The 15942-nt window shown below is 35.8% G+C and carries 11 protein-coding genes; 6 read left to right on the top strand and 5 right to left on the bottom strand.

The window, feature by feature from the left end:
* Positions 1 to 65 precede the first annotated feature (65 nt).
* From ACIR131C_RS0103590 to ACIR131C_RS21810, 4 genes are all read left to right on the top strand, one after another.
* Positions 66 to 317 carry a BolA family protein gene (locus tag ACIR131C_RS0103590; RefSeq protein ID WP_028089095.1) on the top strand — a complete coding sequence of 84 codons (252 nt, stop codon included), beginning with the start codon at positions 66 to 68 and terminating at the stop codon, positions 315 to 317.
* A gap of 89 nt (positions 318 to 406) precedes the next feature.
* Entirely contained in the window at positions 407 to 730 is a 324-nt protein-coding gene (gene grxD, locus ACIR131C_RS0103585) for a Grx4 family monothiol glutaredoxin (protein ID WP_028089094.1), read from the top strand.
* 125 nt (positions 731 to 855) lie between these two features.
* A complete protein-coding gene (locus ACIR131C_RS0103580; RefSeq protein WP_028089093.1) occupies positions 856 to 5175 on the top strand; it encodes an AAA domain-containing protein in 4320 nt (1439 codons plus the stop codon).
* Positions 5153 to 5962, top strand: a complete 810-nt coding sequence (locus ACIR131C_RS21810) for a hypothetical protein (RefSeq protein ID WP_231395381.1) — start codon at positions 5153 to 5155, stop codon at positions 5960 to 5962. Before ACIR131C_RS0103580 ends, ACIR131C_RS21810 begins: the two co-directional genes overlap by 23 nt.
* A 145-nt stretch (positions 5963 to 6107) precedes the next feature.
* Here the strand turns inward: ACIR131C_RS21810 and ACIR131C_RS0103570 are convergent, their stop codons facing one another.
* Entirely contained in the window at positions 6108 to 6362 is a 255-nt protein-coding gene (locus tag ACIR131C_RS0103570) for a DUF6761 family protein (RefSeq protein ID WP_028083035.1), read from the bottom strand.
* A 1070-nt stretch (positions 6363 to 7432) separates the two neighbouring features.
* Here ACIR131C_RS0103570 and ACIR131C_RS0103565 point away from each other — a divergent pair.
* Positions 7433 to 8203 (top strand): response regulator transcription factor, encoded by a 771-nt coding sequence (locus tag ACIR131C_RS0103565; RefSeq protein WP_028089092.1) that lies wholly within the window; start codon positions 7433 to 7435, stop codon positions 8201 to 8203.
* Positions 8204 to 8239: 36 nt separating this feature from the next.
* Here the strand turns inward: ACIR131C_RS0103565 and ACIR131C_RS0103560 are convergent, their stop codons facing one another.
* From ACIR131C_RS0103560 to ACIR131C_RS0103545, 4 genes are all read right to left on the bottom strand, one after another.
* The gene (locus ACIR131C_RS0103560) at positions 8240 to 8992 is read right to left on the bottom strand and encodes an ABC transporter ATP-binding protein (RefSeq protein ID WP_028089091.1); all 753 of its coding nucleotides are present in this window, start codon (positions 8990 to 8992) and stop codon (positions 8240 to 8242) included.
* Positions 8993 to 9222: 230 nt separating this feature from the next.
* The gene (locus ACIR131C_RS0103555) at positions 9223 to 9786 is read right to left on the bottom strand and encodes a hypothetical protein (RefSeq protein ID WP_028083032.1); all 564 of its coding nucleotides are present in this window, start codon (positions 9784 to 9786) and stop codon (positions 9223 to 9225) included.
* Positions 9787 to 9911: 125 nt separating this feature from the next.
* The gene (locus ACIR131C_RS0103550) at positions 9912 to 11606 is read right to left on the bottom strand and encodes an NAD(P)H-quinone oxidoreductase subunit 4 (RefSeq protein ID WP_028089090.1); all 1695 of its coding nucleotides are present in this window, start codon (positions 11604 to 11606) and stop codon (positions 9912 to 9914) included.
* A 337-nt stretch (positions 11607 to 11943) separates the two neighbouring features.
* Positions 11944 to 13326: a cytochrome P450 gene (locus ACIR131C_RS0103545; RefSeq protein WP_028089089.1), complete on the bottom strand. Its 1383-nt coding sequence runs from the start codon at positions 13324 to 13326 to the stop codon at positions 11944 to 11946.
* Positions 13327 to 13761: 435 nt separating this feature from the next.
* Between ACIR131C_RS0103545 and ACIR131C_RS21805 the strand changes: the two genes are divergently transcribed.
* Positions 13762 to 15942 (top strand): phosphoketolase family protein (locus tag ACIR131C_RS21805; RefSeq protein ID WP_231395380.1); only part of this gene is annotated, 2181 nt, incomplete at its 3' end.

Below are 15942 nucleotides of genomic sequence, written 5' to 3'. Positions count from 1 at the left end.
TTAGCAACAACCAAGAGTTAGATATCTGTTAATAATAGAGAAGTAAAGTTTTTTCAGGAATTGCAATGATGAGTCCGCAGCAAGTGGAGGGAATGATTAAGGCACAACTACCAGATGCCCAAGTGCAAGTACAAGACTTGACGGGTGGTGGTGATCACTATCAGGTGACAGTAGTTTCATCCCAGTTTGCAAACAAGGGACTAGTACAACAACACCAGCTAGTTTATGGGGCATTGAAACAAGCCATGTCCAGCGAAGCTATTCATGCCTTAGCCCTGAAAACCTACACTCCCGAAGCTTGGCAAGTAGTAAACTAATTTGAGATTTAGGATTTTGCCTTCCACAAAATCTAAAATTGTCTTGAATTTTGACTTTCGACCTTTAAAAACGCAGGAAATAACTAATCATGACCCCAGAACTTAAAGAAAGAATTGATACTTTGGTAGAAGAAAACAAAATTATGGTTTTCATGAAGGGTAACAAATTGATGCCCCAATGTGGTTTCTCTAACAATGTTGTCCAAATTCTCAATACATTAGGAGTTCCCTTTGAAACTATTGACGTACTTGCAGATCAAGACATTCGTCAAGGAATCAAAGAATATTCCAACTGGCCAACAATTCCCCAAGTATATATTAATGGTCAATTCGTTGGTGGTTCTGATATTTTGATTGAACTCTACAACAAAGGTGAATTAGAACAGTTGGTAGAAGTAGCCCTAGCTTCTTAATATCAACTATAAGGTGTAGGTTGGGTTAAGGAACGCAACCCAACACCTGATTTTTATTAGATTTGGAACTTTAAATTAATTCTCATAATTTGAAAATTATTTATGCCTAAATTACCACATTTTTGATGAAAAATATGAATAATAAAACAAATATAGAAGACTGTGGTTATACATTCATAGGTACAGCGGTTGATAATTTAATTCGTCATTTTGAAGGTCAATCATCTCTACAATTATATCCTGATTTTCGAGAACGGCGAGAACGTGCAAATGAATTATTATTTGATTTAGTTGGTAAACAACCTGGTTGTTTTTATATTCGTCGTCAAGGGACTGGAAAAGAAACGGGAGAAGAAATTTGGGAATTAACTATAGCCACAGACCAAGATAATTTTCAATTACCAAAAAGACTGAAAAAATTAGGAAAGACTTTAGGATTTAAAGCTGCCGTTCGTCAAAACGGATCTGGTGGTTTTAAAATTTTATCAGCTTATTTATTACCAGAATTGCGGGGAATTGTTGATGGTTATGCTGTACTTTATTGGTTATATTTAATTCCTAATTATCAAGATCGTCTTGATATTCCCACAGCATTATTGGCAAAAATTAAAAATATGCCAATTTGCGGGAATCATGTTCCTACAGAAGATCAACTTCAAGCCTGGAAAGCTTTTTTAAAGGTTGAAGAAAATATTGCTAAATCTCGTCAATTTTGCGTACTTTTTGTCAATAAAAATAATAATAACCGCTCAAATTCTCGACTAATTACTTTAGAAATTAAAATTAATTCGGCTACTTTAGATGGTTCTGAAGAACATTTTTTAAGTGTAGAAAACTTTTGGGAACGGGTCAAAAAAGCCAAAAATCAAGAAGTTAAATTTTTAGATTCTGTCCCCACAGAAAAAAATCGCCGTAACAGTCGTCAATTAGGAACTATTGAAACAATTGATCAAAAACATAATCTTATTCATATTCGACTAGAGAGAGAATTAATTGAATATATAGCCAAAGGTAATTATCAACTTCCCAATAATGGTTACTTATTTTTTGATGCTGCTGGAGATATCAAACAAATCGAACGTAAAGAAAAAGCTTTAGAACAATTAAGACAAGGAAGGACTCAAAACCCCTATTTAGGTAATTTTTTATTTGACGCTTCCCAAGCGAGAACTATTACAAAAAGTGTGAAACTAAAATCACAAGATTTATTATTATCTTCTGCTAATGCAGGACAAAAAACCGCAGTAGAAAAGGTACTTTCCGCAGAAGATTTAGTTTTAATTCAAGGACCACCCGGTACAGGAAAAACCACCGTCATTGCAGAAATTTGCTATCAAGTAGCATTACGCGGAGGACGGACATTAATTACCTCTCAAGCGAATTTAGCTGTTGATAACGCCCTCAGTCGCTTAGTTCATAATCCCCTTATTCGTGCTATTAGAAAGGGAAGAGCCGAAAAAGTTGGAGAAGAAGGACAACCATTTTTAGAAGATCAAGTCATTAGTACATGGTTACAAAATACCGCTACTGACTGCGAAAATAATCTCAGTCAACGTCAGAAAAATATTACAATTTTAACTCAATTATTACCATTATTACCAAGATTTATAAACTATTATATATTTGAAGAACAGTTTAATCAGCAACAAAATGAACTGAAAACAGAAAAAGAGAATTTACAGACAATTTATCAAAACCAAGAAATTAAATATGATCAAATTTTAGTAAATAAAAATGAAATTGCATCCTTAATTACTGGTTTAGAGAATATACTGAAAAATTACCAAAGTATAGACTGGGAATCTCCAGAAATCAAGAATTTCTTACCCCATATTCAACCCTATACAGAGAATAACAAACAAGTAGATATTTTTCGAGAAAATGTAATTCAAGCGATTAAATGTATTGAGGAACTTGGTTTTGTCCGTCCTGGTTTTGGTGTATTTGGTTTAGCAGTTTGGTTACAGGAAAATATTATACCTCAACTTTCTGAATTTCAAGCAGGATTAAAAGATATTAATAATCTATCTTTAGCTATTGCGGAAGTAGCGGAATTAGTTGATATTTTTCAACAACATTCTGTATCTTTACAGAAATTAGAAACAGATTTACAAAAATCTAGTCTTCACAAGAATATACAACCAACAATCCAAATTTGGGAAAATCGTCAACGGGAAATTGATTATATTATTGAAGCAGTTGTAGAATGGAAATCTACAGGATATAATAATTTATATCAAGTTTTGAAAGAATGTCAACAATCTGATTTACTTTTAACAGAAAATATGGTAAATCTACCATTAGGTTTATTGATGTTTGCTCAAAACTTAAAATTACCTATTGTTCCCAAAAATTATAAAATCAGTTTACCAGCTTGGGGAGTATTAACAAAAGCTATAGCTTATGAAATAGAGGGAAATTTTATTGATAAAAAAGGTAAACAGCATAATTTTAGTTCTTTTTTACAACAAAGTTTTAATCAAATTCCCATAGTATTATCAAAAAGTGATCAGACTCAGTGGCAAAAAACCTATCAAGAGTTAAAAAATTATCAAATTCTTACCCCTAAACAGCGGAAATTGCTAATTGAAAATATTCAAGTTTTTTTGATTAGATTGGAAAAAACTTATGGTAAGTCCTTTGAATGGAATAATATTGAAGCTACTCTTAACCGCATTACCCAAGAACTACTAGAAATTATCTTAATTAATGCGCGTCAATGTGTTTTGAAAGTTAAAACCGAAGCTCAACAACAATTGCAAATTTTAAAACAGCAATTTCAGGAACTTCCAGAAAATGTAATTTCTTCCCAACAAATAGCTGAAGCTAAAACTCAGTTAGAAAACAGTAAACAAGCTGCTAATTTAAAACTTGCAGCAGTTATTAATAACTTACAAGCAATTCATAAACAGCAAAATATACCTCATCAATTACGGAATTTAACAGAAAAGTATCTAACTAAACAAGCAAATATTTGGGAACAACCAGAGGAATTTTCTCAACAAGTTAAGTTTTGGGAAAATCGCATTTATGAGTTAGAAACTCTGATTTCGTCATTAGCACCCTTTACTATTTTAGAAACAATTAAAGACGCTTTAAATCAACAATTTACAAATTTACAAGAACAAACTGATGTTTATCAAGAGGAACTTGAACTATTACAAATAGAAATATCTGATCTAGAAGACAAATTAGAATTACAATTATCAGATAATTTAATTATAGAACGGAATTGGTGGGAGTCAACTTGGCCAATTATACCAGATAAATTTAAGCCAGAATTATCTGACGGAGATTTATTTAATTTAGAGTTTTTAACCAAGGTCAGAAATAAATTGAAATCATGGAAACAGCAACTGCAAAATGAAGAAAATTATTTAGATAAATATCAAAATTTTGTTCAAGATTGGATTACAAAATTACGTCAACCTTCCGAACAAGATAGTAATGATTTAAGACGAATTTATTTAGATAATGCTAACGTTGTCGGTATTACTTGTGTTCAAGCTGCAAATTATAGTTTCTCCGAAGAATTTCAATCTTTTGATGTTGTAATTATAGATGAAGTTAGTAAATGCACTCCCCCAGAGTTACTAATTCCCGCTTTGAAAGGTAAAAAATTAGTCATGGTAGGAGATCATCGGCAATTACCTCCTATGCTTGATACTAGCACAGTGGCAGAAGTGGCGCAAGCCATGGGTAATTCTAGAGAAGAATTGCAATTTTTAGAAGAATCATTATTTAAAAGTCAGTTTGAAATTGCTGATAAAAGTATCAAGAAAATGCTCAATACTCAATATCGAATGCACCCCATGATCATGGGAGCAATTAATCAATTTTATCATGGCAAATTAGAATGTGGAATTTTAGAACCTGATAGGAAACGCGCTCATAATTTAGCAGGGAAAATCATTCAATCTGATCATCATTTATGTTGGGTAAAAATGCCTAGAGAAAATGAATTTCAAGAAGAACGCAATGGTACTTCATTTGTGAATACTAAAGAAATTGATGTAATTGAAAATATTTGTCACCAATTTGAGCAGGTTTGGTTTCATAAAGTTGCGAATGGAGAACCAAAAAAAGAAATAGCTGTAATTACATTTTATGGCGCTCAATTAAGAAAAATTGATGAACGTTTACAATCTGAACTTTTCCCTTCTTTACAAATTAGAACGGGTACAGTTGATAGATTTCAAGGTATGGAAAGACCAGTGGTAATTGTGAGTATGGTCAGAAATAATCCTCAAGGAGATGTGGGATTTGCAAATAAACCAGAACGGGTAAATGTGGCTTTTTCTCGCGCTCAAGAATTGTTAATTATTGTCGGTTGTCACGATTTATTTACAGGTAAATCTGGTACAGTAGGTAATATGTATTCTGAGGTTGCAAACACTGTTAATCATCATGGAGGTTTTATTGATGTTTCCTGCTTCTGTAGTTAAAATAATTGATAATAATGTGAAATATTTAGTTGATAAAATTGAATCTGAAAATGATTATTCATCGGTTTTATTCGCACGTCAATTTTATTATCATGTAACGCAGAATTTCCTAGAATTAACTATTAAAGAACCTCGGAAATTTAATGTTTTAGAAGAGTTTATTATTCGCGCTGGTATGGAATTTAATCCCCCCCCTACAGCTAATGAATTAGCATCTATTTTAGGACTTGATTCTGTATTTGTGAAAAGTACCATTGCTAATCTTCAATCTTTACAAACTCTAGCAAATACACCGCAAATTACTGTCACTCCAGAAGGGAGTTTATTCTATCAACAAGGTTCTGTTCCTAAACCTCCATATTCTGTCCAAATTTATGCTATTACTGATAATTTACTAGGAACAATTACATTTCAATATGAACAATTAGATCATATAATAATTAACCAAAACCAATTAGATTTAATTAAGTTGATCAATATTCAACAAGAAACTCCAGCACTTTCTAGTTTACAACTTGCGGATATTCAGGAAATTATTCAATCTTCCGATTTAGCTCTTCATGTCCCCACAGCAGGTAAATTTATCACTGATTTTAAATTGCGAGGTAGTAAACAAACTATTGCCAGAAATATATCACTATTTGTGATTTTTGATCAAAATCAAAATAAATTAGATATTCAAATCAGAAGGGGAAAGGAGATTTTAGAACCTGCGACAAAAAAGATTCAAGAACTATATGATCAAGAAAAAATATCTCTAGAAGAATTATGTCAATATCTCAATTAATTGCCATTTATATATAAAATATAATCACTTATAACCAACAACAGCAAAATTCCCCTCAGCAGCATCAAACTGAGGGGAGTGTCAAAAATTGTACTACAGTCGCTATCGTCAGATGGTAGCTACTCGATAAAATCAAAATCTACCTTTAGTAGTAGCGATGTTGTCTTTCTGGTTCTGGTTGAACCATTGTAAAATTCGATACATCATGCAAATAGCGGCTGGCTTCCTCTTCTAAGCGATGAATCCAGTAGGGTTCAATGATATTACTATGTCTGAGTGCGGCTAGGTATCCATCCAAATACATCCGCATATCATCCATACGATAACCGCGATTCCATAATTCGACGAAGGCGTCGGTAAGTCTTTGGTAGTAGCGGATGGTTTGTGTGTCTTGGAGCATAACTGCTGTATTAGTCTCTTGGGAATGAGAATTGTAGATGATGATTCACGCTCAATGAAGTATCACTTCCTGCTTATGTATGAACTCATAAGTAATATTTGGACTTTAGATGAGACCCCTCAGCAGCTAAAAACTTAATTAAATCCTAGGCCAAAAAACTGGACATAAGGTGATTTTGTAGTGTATTTTTACGATTCTTTGTCAAAAGTTAGATTTAGCAATCTAGCATGGTGTTAACTTGGTGTTGATCATCACAGGTGCTAATTGATATTGATCCAATTTTTGTCCGGTTTTCTTGAGGAATACAAATTTAGCCATAGTCCAAACCTGTATATCAAGTTTTATAACTTCTTAGCCACCTCATGGATAGAAAACAAGTCTTGTTTGACTAAGAGTCATAATCAGGTGTAAATTTTATCCTACTCCCTTTGATAATGATTGTTATCTGAGTTTATCACATCTGCTATATAAAACCTAGACAAAGCTAGACTTTACTTTCTACTTCAACGGGAGCATGGGAGCGGTTATCCCTCGGTAGACTTACACGCTGTAGCCCAACGTGATTGTGTTTTAATTAGGGTTTGCTGAAAAAGACTACCACCATCATTGCTTGGTTTTCGCGTCAGCAATAGTCTCAATTCAATACTTGATATCAACCTATTATATATCAAGTAGTTGATTTTTTACTAAAAATATATTGATTTTTGTCATATAAGTATAGTTTTATCGCTGAAATTGTCAACTTAGGACTAGCTCTTTAGGAGTAGGACAAATGACTAAAATTAAAGTTTAATTATAAATAGAGGTTGGCAAGTAAACAATTTTATACCAATTACCAGAAATTACTAAACCACCCTAGACAAATAGCAATTTGAGTTTAGAGAATGTAAATGTAATAATAATTTAATAAAGTCACCAGCTTGATTGCAAATAAAGTGAAAAATAAATTTTTTGCAAGGTTTTCTTGAGGGAAATGTGAAGAATATCTTCATTCAGGTAACAAAAACTACAAAACCTTGACCACGAGATTGTTAATTTGAGATTCATCAACGCTAAGGGGTTTTGCCACTGTGGGTTCGGTTTGTATTGAAATTGTTGAGGGGAATCCCCATCTGAGATCGTTATTGGGTTGGCACTTGCAACAACTAGAATACCGAGTTCATCAAGCTGCCAGTATTTATCAAGCAAAAGAAGTATTTCAAAGCCATCAACCAACTCTAATTATTTTAGATGCGGATTTATCCGATGGCGATGGTATGGATTTGTGCCGCTGGTTACATCGTCAACAACAGCCTTTAATTTTGATGTTATCTGCTCGTACCAATGAAGCCGATATTGTTGCGGGTTTAAAAGCAGGAGCAGATGATTATTTAAGCAAACCCTTTGGAATGCAGGAATTTTTGGCTAGGGTGGAGGCCATTCTTCGTCGTCACCGCACACCTAATGCACCGGCTTATTTAGATTATGGCAGTTTGCAAATTGATTTAGTCCAGCGTCGGGTTCGTTTCCAAGGGGAATTTATTGACTTGACCCCCCAGGAATTTAGTTTATTGTATGTCTTAGCACAAGCTGGAGGAGTGCCTTTAAGTAGATCGGAATTATTGCGTCGTGCTTGGCCTGACGCTATTGATAACCCGCGCACCATTGATACTCATGTTTTATCGCTGCGGAAGAAGGTGGAACTTGATCCTCGTCAACCCAGTTTAATTCAAACTATTCGCAATGTTGGATACCGGTTTAATATGGAAATTCTGAATGCTAATATCGCTCAACAACAAGCGAAATTACCAAGAGAAAGATTTACTAATCAACTTCCCGTATTAACCGCTCAAAGTTCTTGATTTCAGGAAACTCTTAACAGATAAAATGACCACTGACTAATAACTAATTGTCCATTCTTCTAATTCTTGGTTTTCTGCTGCTGTCAGGGTGACTGCTAAGTTTTCCCAGTCTACTTCAGCCGCAGGTTGATTAACCACTAATTGACCTTGCTGAAGATGTAAAACATGGGTACAAAACTCCTGCACTAAATCCCTTTGCCGATTTACCATCAAAATCGCCGAAGAATGGGCTTGATTTGATTGAGTGAGGATATTGATTAAATTAGTAATTGCAGGGGTATCTAACGCCGACGTAGGCTCATCTAATAGTAAAATTTGCGGTTCGGTAACTAAAGCGCGAGCGATCGCAATTAACTGTTTTTGTCCTCCAGAAAGTTGTACTTCTGTCCGTCCTAACCATTGTTCAGGAATTTGCAGTTTTTCCCGCCAATAACTGACTTTTTCCTGAATAGTTGGTTTAGGTAAACCACGCAAAGTTAAAGGATAAGCTAAATTTTCTCCTACTGTCATCCCTAATAACTTAGATTCTTGTTGCACAAGCATTATCTGTTGACGTAGTTGAATTACAGGAATTTTGTGATATTCCTGATTTTTAAAATATATTTTCCCGCTAGTAGGTTCATTTAAGCGATTAATCAGACGTAATAGGGAAGTTTTACCAGCACCAGATACACCTACAATAGCAAAGCGATCGCCTGGTGATACTCTAAAAGAAATATTCTGTAAAATTGGATATTGATGTTGATTCTGTAAACGTCCACATAAACTCACGGATTCTAATACAAGCATAGTAATAAACTACATTTTTAATGTAAACTATTAAAATCTTATTGTAACTTAATACATTCTTAATGTAAGCCAATACATTCTTAATGTAAAAAGTTACAATTTATATTGTAACCTTTCTTGGGTAAATGGAGATGATTACAGAGTTAAATTATTGGCATTGCTAAATTAAAGCATCAAATCAGATATGCAATGCCAAATAATTTATCGAAATTTAATCACCCAAATACTTGTTACCCATGACCCATGACTAATGCAGCTTGAATAGTCCAAATATCTACTAATAGCAATAATAAAGTCAAACCTAACAAAATTAAATACATCCAAGGCTGTGATAAAGGACGAACATCTTGAGTATCAATACCAGTTTTTGCGGCGACAATATTGATAAACTTAGAAAATCCAGACATTCGCATAGGTAATAAATAAGCCTTACCATCTTGAGTAATAAAATAATATACTAAACCACCTTGTCCAGTCGTTCGTGGCTTTAACTCTTTCACTTCCGACCATGATAAACTCCAACCGCGACGAAAAAACTGAGAAAACCAACCTGAGTAAGTAACCTTAATCCCTTCCTCATCTAAAATCACCCTTTCAGTCAAAACAGCATACAACAAAATAAAACCGCAACCAATTCCTATCCATAATAACCAGGGAGGAATAGTTGCGGCTGTTAACTGAGCTAAAAACGGTAAAGGAACCGTCAACGCTAAATATAAACTTAACAAAGTGATCCGAATCAGAGGAGAAAGACGAAAAACAGAGGTCAAACCATTAGTTAAATTAGCCGTCATGGTGCTACAATCATTAACGATATATTTATCGTAACGATAAAACCACCAAAATTTGACAAAACCATCAACATAAAACTCTCTGCGTCTAGAACGTCTTGGCGTGAGAAAAAAAGCCCTAATGTAGCCTAAGATTGTTGTAAAATTCCCAAAACAGGAGTTAACTCAGTATTATTAACTTGGGGATTTAACAAACCACCAGCATAAACACGGGGATTAGTTTGGGAAATGATAGTATAAGATTGGCGAACATGACTATTCACAGCCACAGTTGTTGCATCATACATTTGCATGGCAATTTTAGGATAAAAACCAATGCCAATAATTAACACTAGAAAAGAAGCAGCAATGAAAATTTCTCGTGGCCTAGCATCAGTATAGACAGTTTCCGTTGGTAAAAGACAATCTGTACCAAAACAAGCAGTTCCTTCATCTTCTTGATTTTGAATCCCTGCATTGTTAATATCACAGATTTGGTCTGCACCAGAACCGTAAAATACTTGACGTAGCATGGAAAGGAGATAAATGGGTGTGAGGATAACCCCTACAGCAGCGAGAAAAACCGTAACAGTGCAAAAAGTGGTAGTGTAAACATCACTAGTAGTGATACCCACAAATACAGAAAGTTCACCAACAAAACCACTCATTCCTGGTAAAGCTAAAGAAGCCATAGCTCCCATTGTAAACAGAGCAAATACCTTTGGCATTGCTTGACCAATACCACCCATTTCTGCCATCATCATAGTATGAGAGCGATCGTAGGTGACACCTGCGAGAAAGAATAAAACAGAAGCAATTAAACCATGGGATATCATTTGTAACATTGCGCCGTTGATACCCAAATCGGTAAAAGATGCAATTCCTATGAGGACAAAACCCATGTGAGAGATTGAGGAATAGGCCAAACGACGTTTCATGTTCGTTTGAGCGAAGGAATTTAAAGCACCATAGATAATATTGACAACACCGAGAATAACGAGAATAGGAGCAAAGTAAACATGAGCGTCGGAAAGTAGGTCAAGATTGAGACGAATTAGTCCATATCCGCCCATTTTTAGGAGTACACCCGCTAAAATCATAGATACTGGGGAAGAAGCTTCACCGTGAGCATCAGGTAGCCAAGTATGTAGGGGAAAAATTGCCAATTTCACCCCAAAGGCAATTAATAAACCAGCGTATAGTAGTAGTTGGAAGGTGAGGGGATATTCTTTGTGTGCGAGTTGAGCGATATCAAATGTGACATTTCCACCGCCATATAAACCCAGTGCGAGCGCTGCTACCAAGATAAATATAGAGGCTGCTGCGGTGTAAATGAGAAATTTAGTAGCTGCGTAGCGTCGTCTTTGTCCACCCCAAATACAGACTAGTAGATATACGGGAATGAGTTCCACTTCCCACATGATGAAAAATAATAGCAAGTCTTGGGCGACAAATACTCCAACTTGTGCAGAATATAACACAAGCATGAGAAAGTAAAAGAGCTTGGGTCTGCGATCAACTTGCCAAGCGGAAAAAATGGCAAGGGTGGTAACAAAACCTGCTAAAAGCACCAAGGGAGCGGAAATACCATCAACAGAAACGGTCCAATTTAAGCCTAATTGAGGCATCCAAACATAATTTTCTACGAGTTGAAAACTAGCACTACTGGCATCATAATGCTGCCAAAAAGCTAAACACATCAAAACAAAGTCTGCTATACCTACACCTAGCGCGTACCAACGGACAACCTTACCGTCCTTATCAGGGAATAGGGGGATAAGAAAGGAAGCCAGGAGCGGAAATAGGATAATTGCGGTAAGCCAAGGAAATTGATCCGCTATCATGTCAATAGGAAAAAATACTTATTTGTGTAATCAGATTATTGTACTAAACTTTTTAACAATTTCTTTATAAGTTTTTACCCAAGGTGAGTATAAGAAAATATTTACTTAAATATATCTTATGATTATGATTGAAAAGTTTAAAAAATTGGTTTGTCTAGATAATCGTTTAAAATTATACCATTTGTGTGTGATGCCGGCGCGATCGCATTTTTTTCGTAATTATTGTAGCCAGAGTAATTAGGACATGATCAATTGTGGAAATAGAAATAACATGAAAGATAAACCTAAATCCGCGACTTATTTAAGAAGTCGCGGACCTTCTTGAATTGTTAGTGTATCAAAGTGCTGCTGCTTCTAAAATTGCAGATTTTGGTTGACGAACATTTTGAATTTCCAAAGTTATCGGACTACTCGGTCCTGTAACTAAACCCCGTCTTTTAGGTTTGATTTCATGGGTATCAACTAATTTTATTGACCATGTTTTTAGCACTTTTGCTAAGATCAATTTCATTTCCATTTGGGCAAATGCTAAACCGATACAACGTCTTGCACCACCACCAAAAGGTAGAAATTCATAAGGTGAAAATTGTTTCTCTAAAAAGCGTTCTGGGCGAAATTTCTCATGTTCAGGATAAGTATCTTCACGGTGATGAGCTAAATAAATTGAACCCATGACAATTGTACCTGGTTCGAGTTGATAACCACAGAGAGAAATAGGGGTTTTAACCCTTCTGGGAAAAGTTAACATTCCCACAGGACAAATCCTTAATGTTTCATTACAAACAGCAGTTAAATATGGCAATTTAAAGACAGTATTAGAATCATAATTTTCTCCTAAACTATCCAATTCTGCTAATAACTTTTCTTTAACTTCTGGGAATTTATGAATCCAGTAAAAAGCCCAAGAAATAGCTGTAGCTGTAGTTTCATGACCTGCGACTAATAAAGTCATCAATTCATCTCTTAATTCTGCATCAGTCATAGGTTGACCGTTTTCATCTTCAGCAGACATAAGTAAATTAAGGATATCTGTGCGCTTAGGATCGAAATTTTCTCTTCTTTCTCGAATTTCCTGATAAATAAGTTGGTCAGCTTGTTCCTGTTTCTTCATTTGTCGTTTCCAAATTTCTGAAATCCCAAAGGTTTCTTTTAATTTGGGAAAATAGAGAAAAATCACCCTCCAAGGAGTGCCACCCTGTTCTAAAATTGCACAAAGTAAATGTTTAAGTTTTTCTGCTCGTTCTCCTTCATAAAGGCCAAAAACAGCTTCCATCATTACCTGAAGAGTGATATCTTGGGTAATGTTCCTAATATTAAAAGATTGATTTTTTGGTTGTTGATTAAAAACTTTTATGGTAATATTCTCAATTAATTCTGCATAAGTTCGCATTCTTTCCCCGTGAAAAGGAGGCATAATTAATTGACGTTGACGTTGATGTGCTTTACCACTAAGACTAATGACAGAATTTTTGCCCAGTAAATATTGAAAAATACTATTTAGATCTCCTGGTGCTTCCAACTCTTTTTGATCATTACTTAACACCTGCTGCATAGCTTCAGGAGAATGAACAAATAACATTGGTGGTAAATTACCCTGTAATTTTAGAGCAAAAACATCTCCATATTTTTTAGCACATTCCACCATATAAGGCATAGGTCTGAATATCCAGTTTAAGACTTGAATAATAGATAATCCCTTGGGTTGTGGTAGCATTTGCATCATATTCTCCTGTCGTTATCAAAAAAAACAATTCAATTCTATACATAATAACTCAACTTCCAGTATAAATCATCTTGGAGTCATTATAATTTTTCAGCCAGAAAATCTAAAAACCAACCGAATTATTCTTAATTTCCATCTCCAGATACTTGTCAACAACGATCTTTCAATACCATAGAAACAAGAGATTAATTCCCTTTTGCTTCCCTCTTTCTTCCTCCTTTGTGCCTATCCCTACGGAATACTCCCCCAAGGTAAATGTAGTTAATTTCATCAATATCTACAACTAAACACAAAATAACGGAAAAATCAATCATTACTTAGTTATAGTAACTTTCAGAAAAAGCAATTAATTATTAGAACCTTAAAGATGTAAAATATTTATTAAATTAAACCAGAATCTCTAGTTTTTTCGATTTTATTAAGGTACTCAGCATGACAGCAATTACGCAAAATACAGCTTCCGCAGTTCCGAATTTTTGTCAAGGGATACAATATTTTGGGGAAGTATTGCCAGATTTTCAAACTTATGGTAAAGTACCAGCGATCGCATCTGGTCAAAAAGCAGTAGCAAATCCTACGGATACCAATGCAGTATATCAAACTTTACTGGCTGCTGATGCCCTGCGCTACCTGACGCTACAAATCACTGGTAGTAAAGCTTCTGGACACCCCGGTGGTTTTGCCAGTCAAGCGGAAGCTTATGCAGCTTTGGTCATGCTTGGACATAAGAACATTATTACCGAAGTGGGACACCATGCTCCTGGTTTTTATAGTGCCATGTTTTTAGACCGATCTTTAGAAGATATGGGCATTTCTACAGTACAACAATTGCGCGATCGCTTTCGGGAAAAACACGGATTATTAGGACACCTTTCCGGCTATATTCCCGGTATTCTCGCACCTGCTGGACCTTTGGGACAAGGGCAACATTTCGCCATGGCCGCCGCATTGTTACACCGTGACAAACTCTTCCCCTTTACAGTGGGAGACGGAGGACTAGGTGAACCCTACATCATGAGTTCCATGGCACATTTTAACACAGCTTACCCCACTGTCACCAACTTTTTACCAGTTTTAGTGTGGAATGGTTACAGCCAAGAACATCATAGCATGGTATCTTTAAAAACTAACGATGAAATGATCGCCTATTGGAAAGGTAACGGTTTTACCGAAGTCGTGTTAGTCAATGCTAAAGACTTTGATGATCAAAACCAACCCGGTGATTATGTGGATAGTACCGCTTTCTCCTTTCCAAAACGGTTAGAATTTACCAAAGCCGTATTAGTCGGCATGGATAAAGCTGCCCGTTCCGCTTTAAGTGGCACATTAACAGTATTTATTATCAAACAACTCAAAGGGGCAGGGGTTCATGCTTTAGGTGCAAAATCCCATAATTTATATCCTAAAGATACCTTAGATGCGCCCCATATTGTCACCGCCTTACAAAAACGGGCTTTATGTGCCGAGGCATGGCAAACAGTCCGTACAAATGCGGAACGGGCAGGGGGTGGACCAGCAGCGAAAACCGCAGTGACAGAATTTGAATTACCCCTAGCAGAAATTGGCGAATTACCATTAGAAGAATATGCAGTTGGCGGAGAACCAAAAGTTTCTACAACAGCAATGGGAAGGTTAGTAGGAATAGTAGGAAATAAAGATAAAAATTTCCTGGTAACAAACGCCGATGGTAACGAAGCATCAGGAATTGCTAACATTAACCAAGCATTAAAAATCAACCATCCTACCACCGATGATTTATATAATCAAGCTCCAGGAGGTCAAGTTTACGAACCTTTGAGCGAAGATGCTTGTGCAGGATTAGCGGCTGGTTTATCCTTAATGGGTGCGAGAACCTTGTGGTGTTCTTACGAATCTTTTGCCATCAATGGTTTACCAATTTGGCAAACAGTCACCCAAGCAATGGCAGAATTAAGACGCAAAACACCGTCAACAATTACATTATTTACTGCGGGGGCTTTAGAACAAGGACGCAACGGTTGGACACACCAAAGACCAGAAATTGAGGCTTATTTTGCATCATTGATGAGAACAGGAAATGTATTTCCCTTATTTCCTCCTGATGCTAACAGTATTCAAGGTTGTTATGACTGGGCTTTGCAAACAAAAAATAAGGGAATTGTCATCACTGCCAGTAAGTCTCCTTTACCCATTAGAACGACTTTAAAACAAACGGCAGAAGGGTTAGAAAAGGGCGCGATTTTATTACATGAAATTGCGGGAGGGAAGACAGTTGTATTTGCTGTCATTGGCGATATGACGTTAATTCCTGTGTTTGAAGCAGCCGCATTTTTAGAAACTGAAGGTATAGGAGTGAAGATTATTTCTATTATTAATCCTCGCCGTTTATATCGTCCTCATGATACAGCTTGGGATACTTGTTCTGAACCTGATAACGGTTTTTTAAGTGATGCCGATTTTGAGCAATTGTTTGGTGGAGATGCCTTAATTGGTGTTACAGGTGGTGCTGCGGCGATGTTAGAACCAATCATGTTACGCAGTAATTCTAAGCGTGATTCTTTCGCCTGGAAGCGTGGGGAAACTACGGCTAGTGCGGGTGAGTTGATGGCTTTTAATGGGTTGACTGCGGAGGCT

It is taken from the genome of Dolichospermum circinale AWQC131C, from assembly GCF_000426905.1.
GTDB classification, from domain to species: Bacteria; Cyanobacteriota; Cyanobacteriia; order Cyanobacteriales; family Nostocaceae; genus Dolichospermum; species Dolichospermum circinale.
The sequence above is the reverse complement of the archived record's forward strand: the minus strand, read 5'-3'. Positions and strand labels throughout refer to the sequence as shown.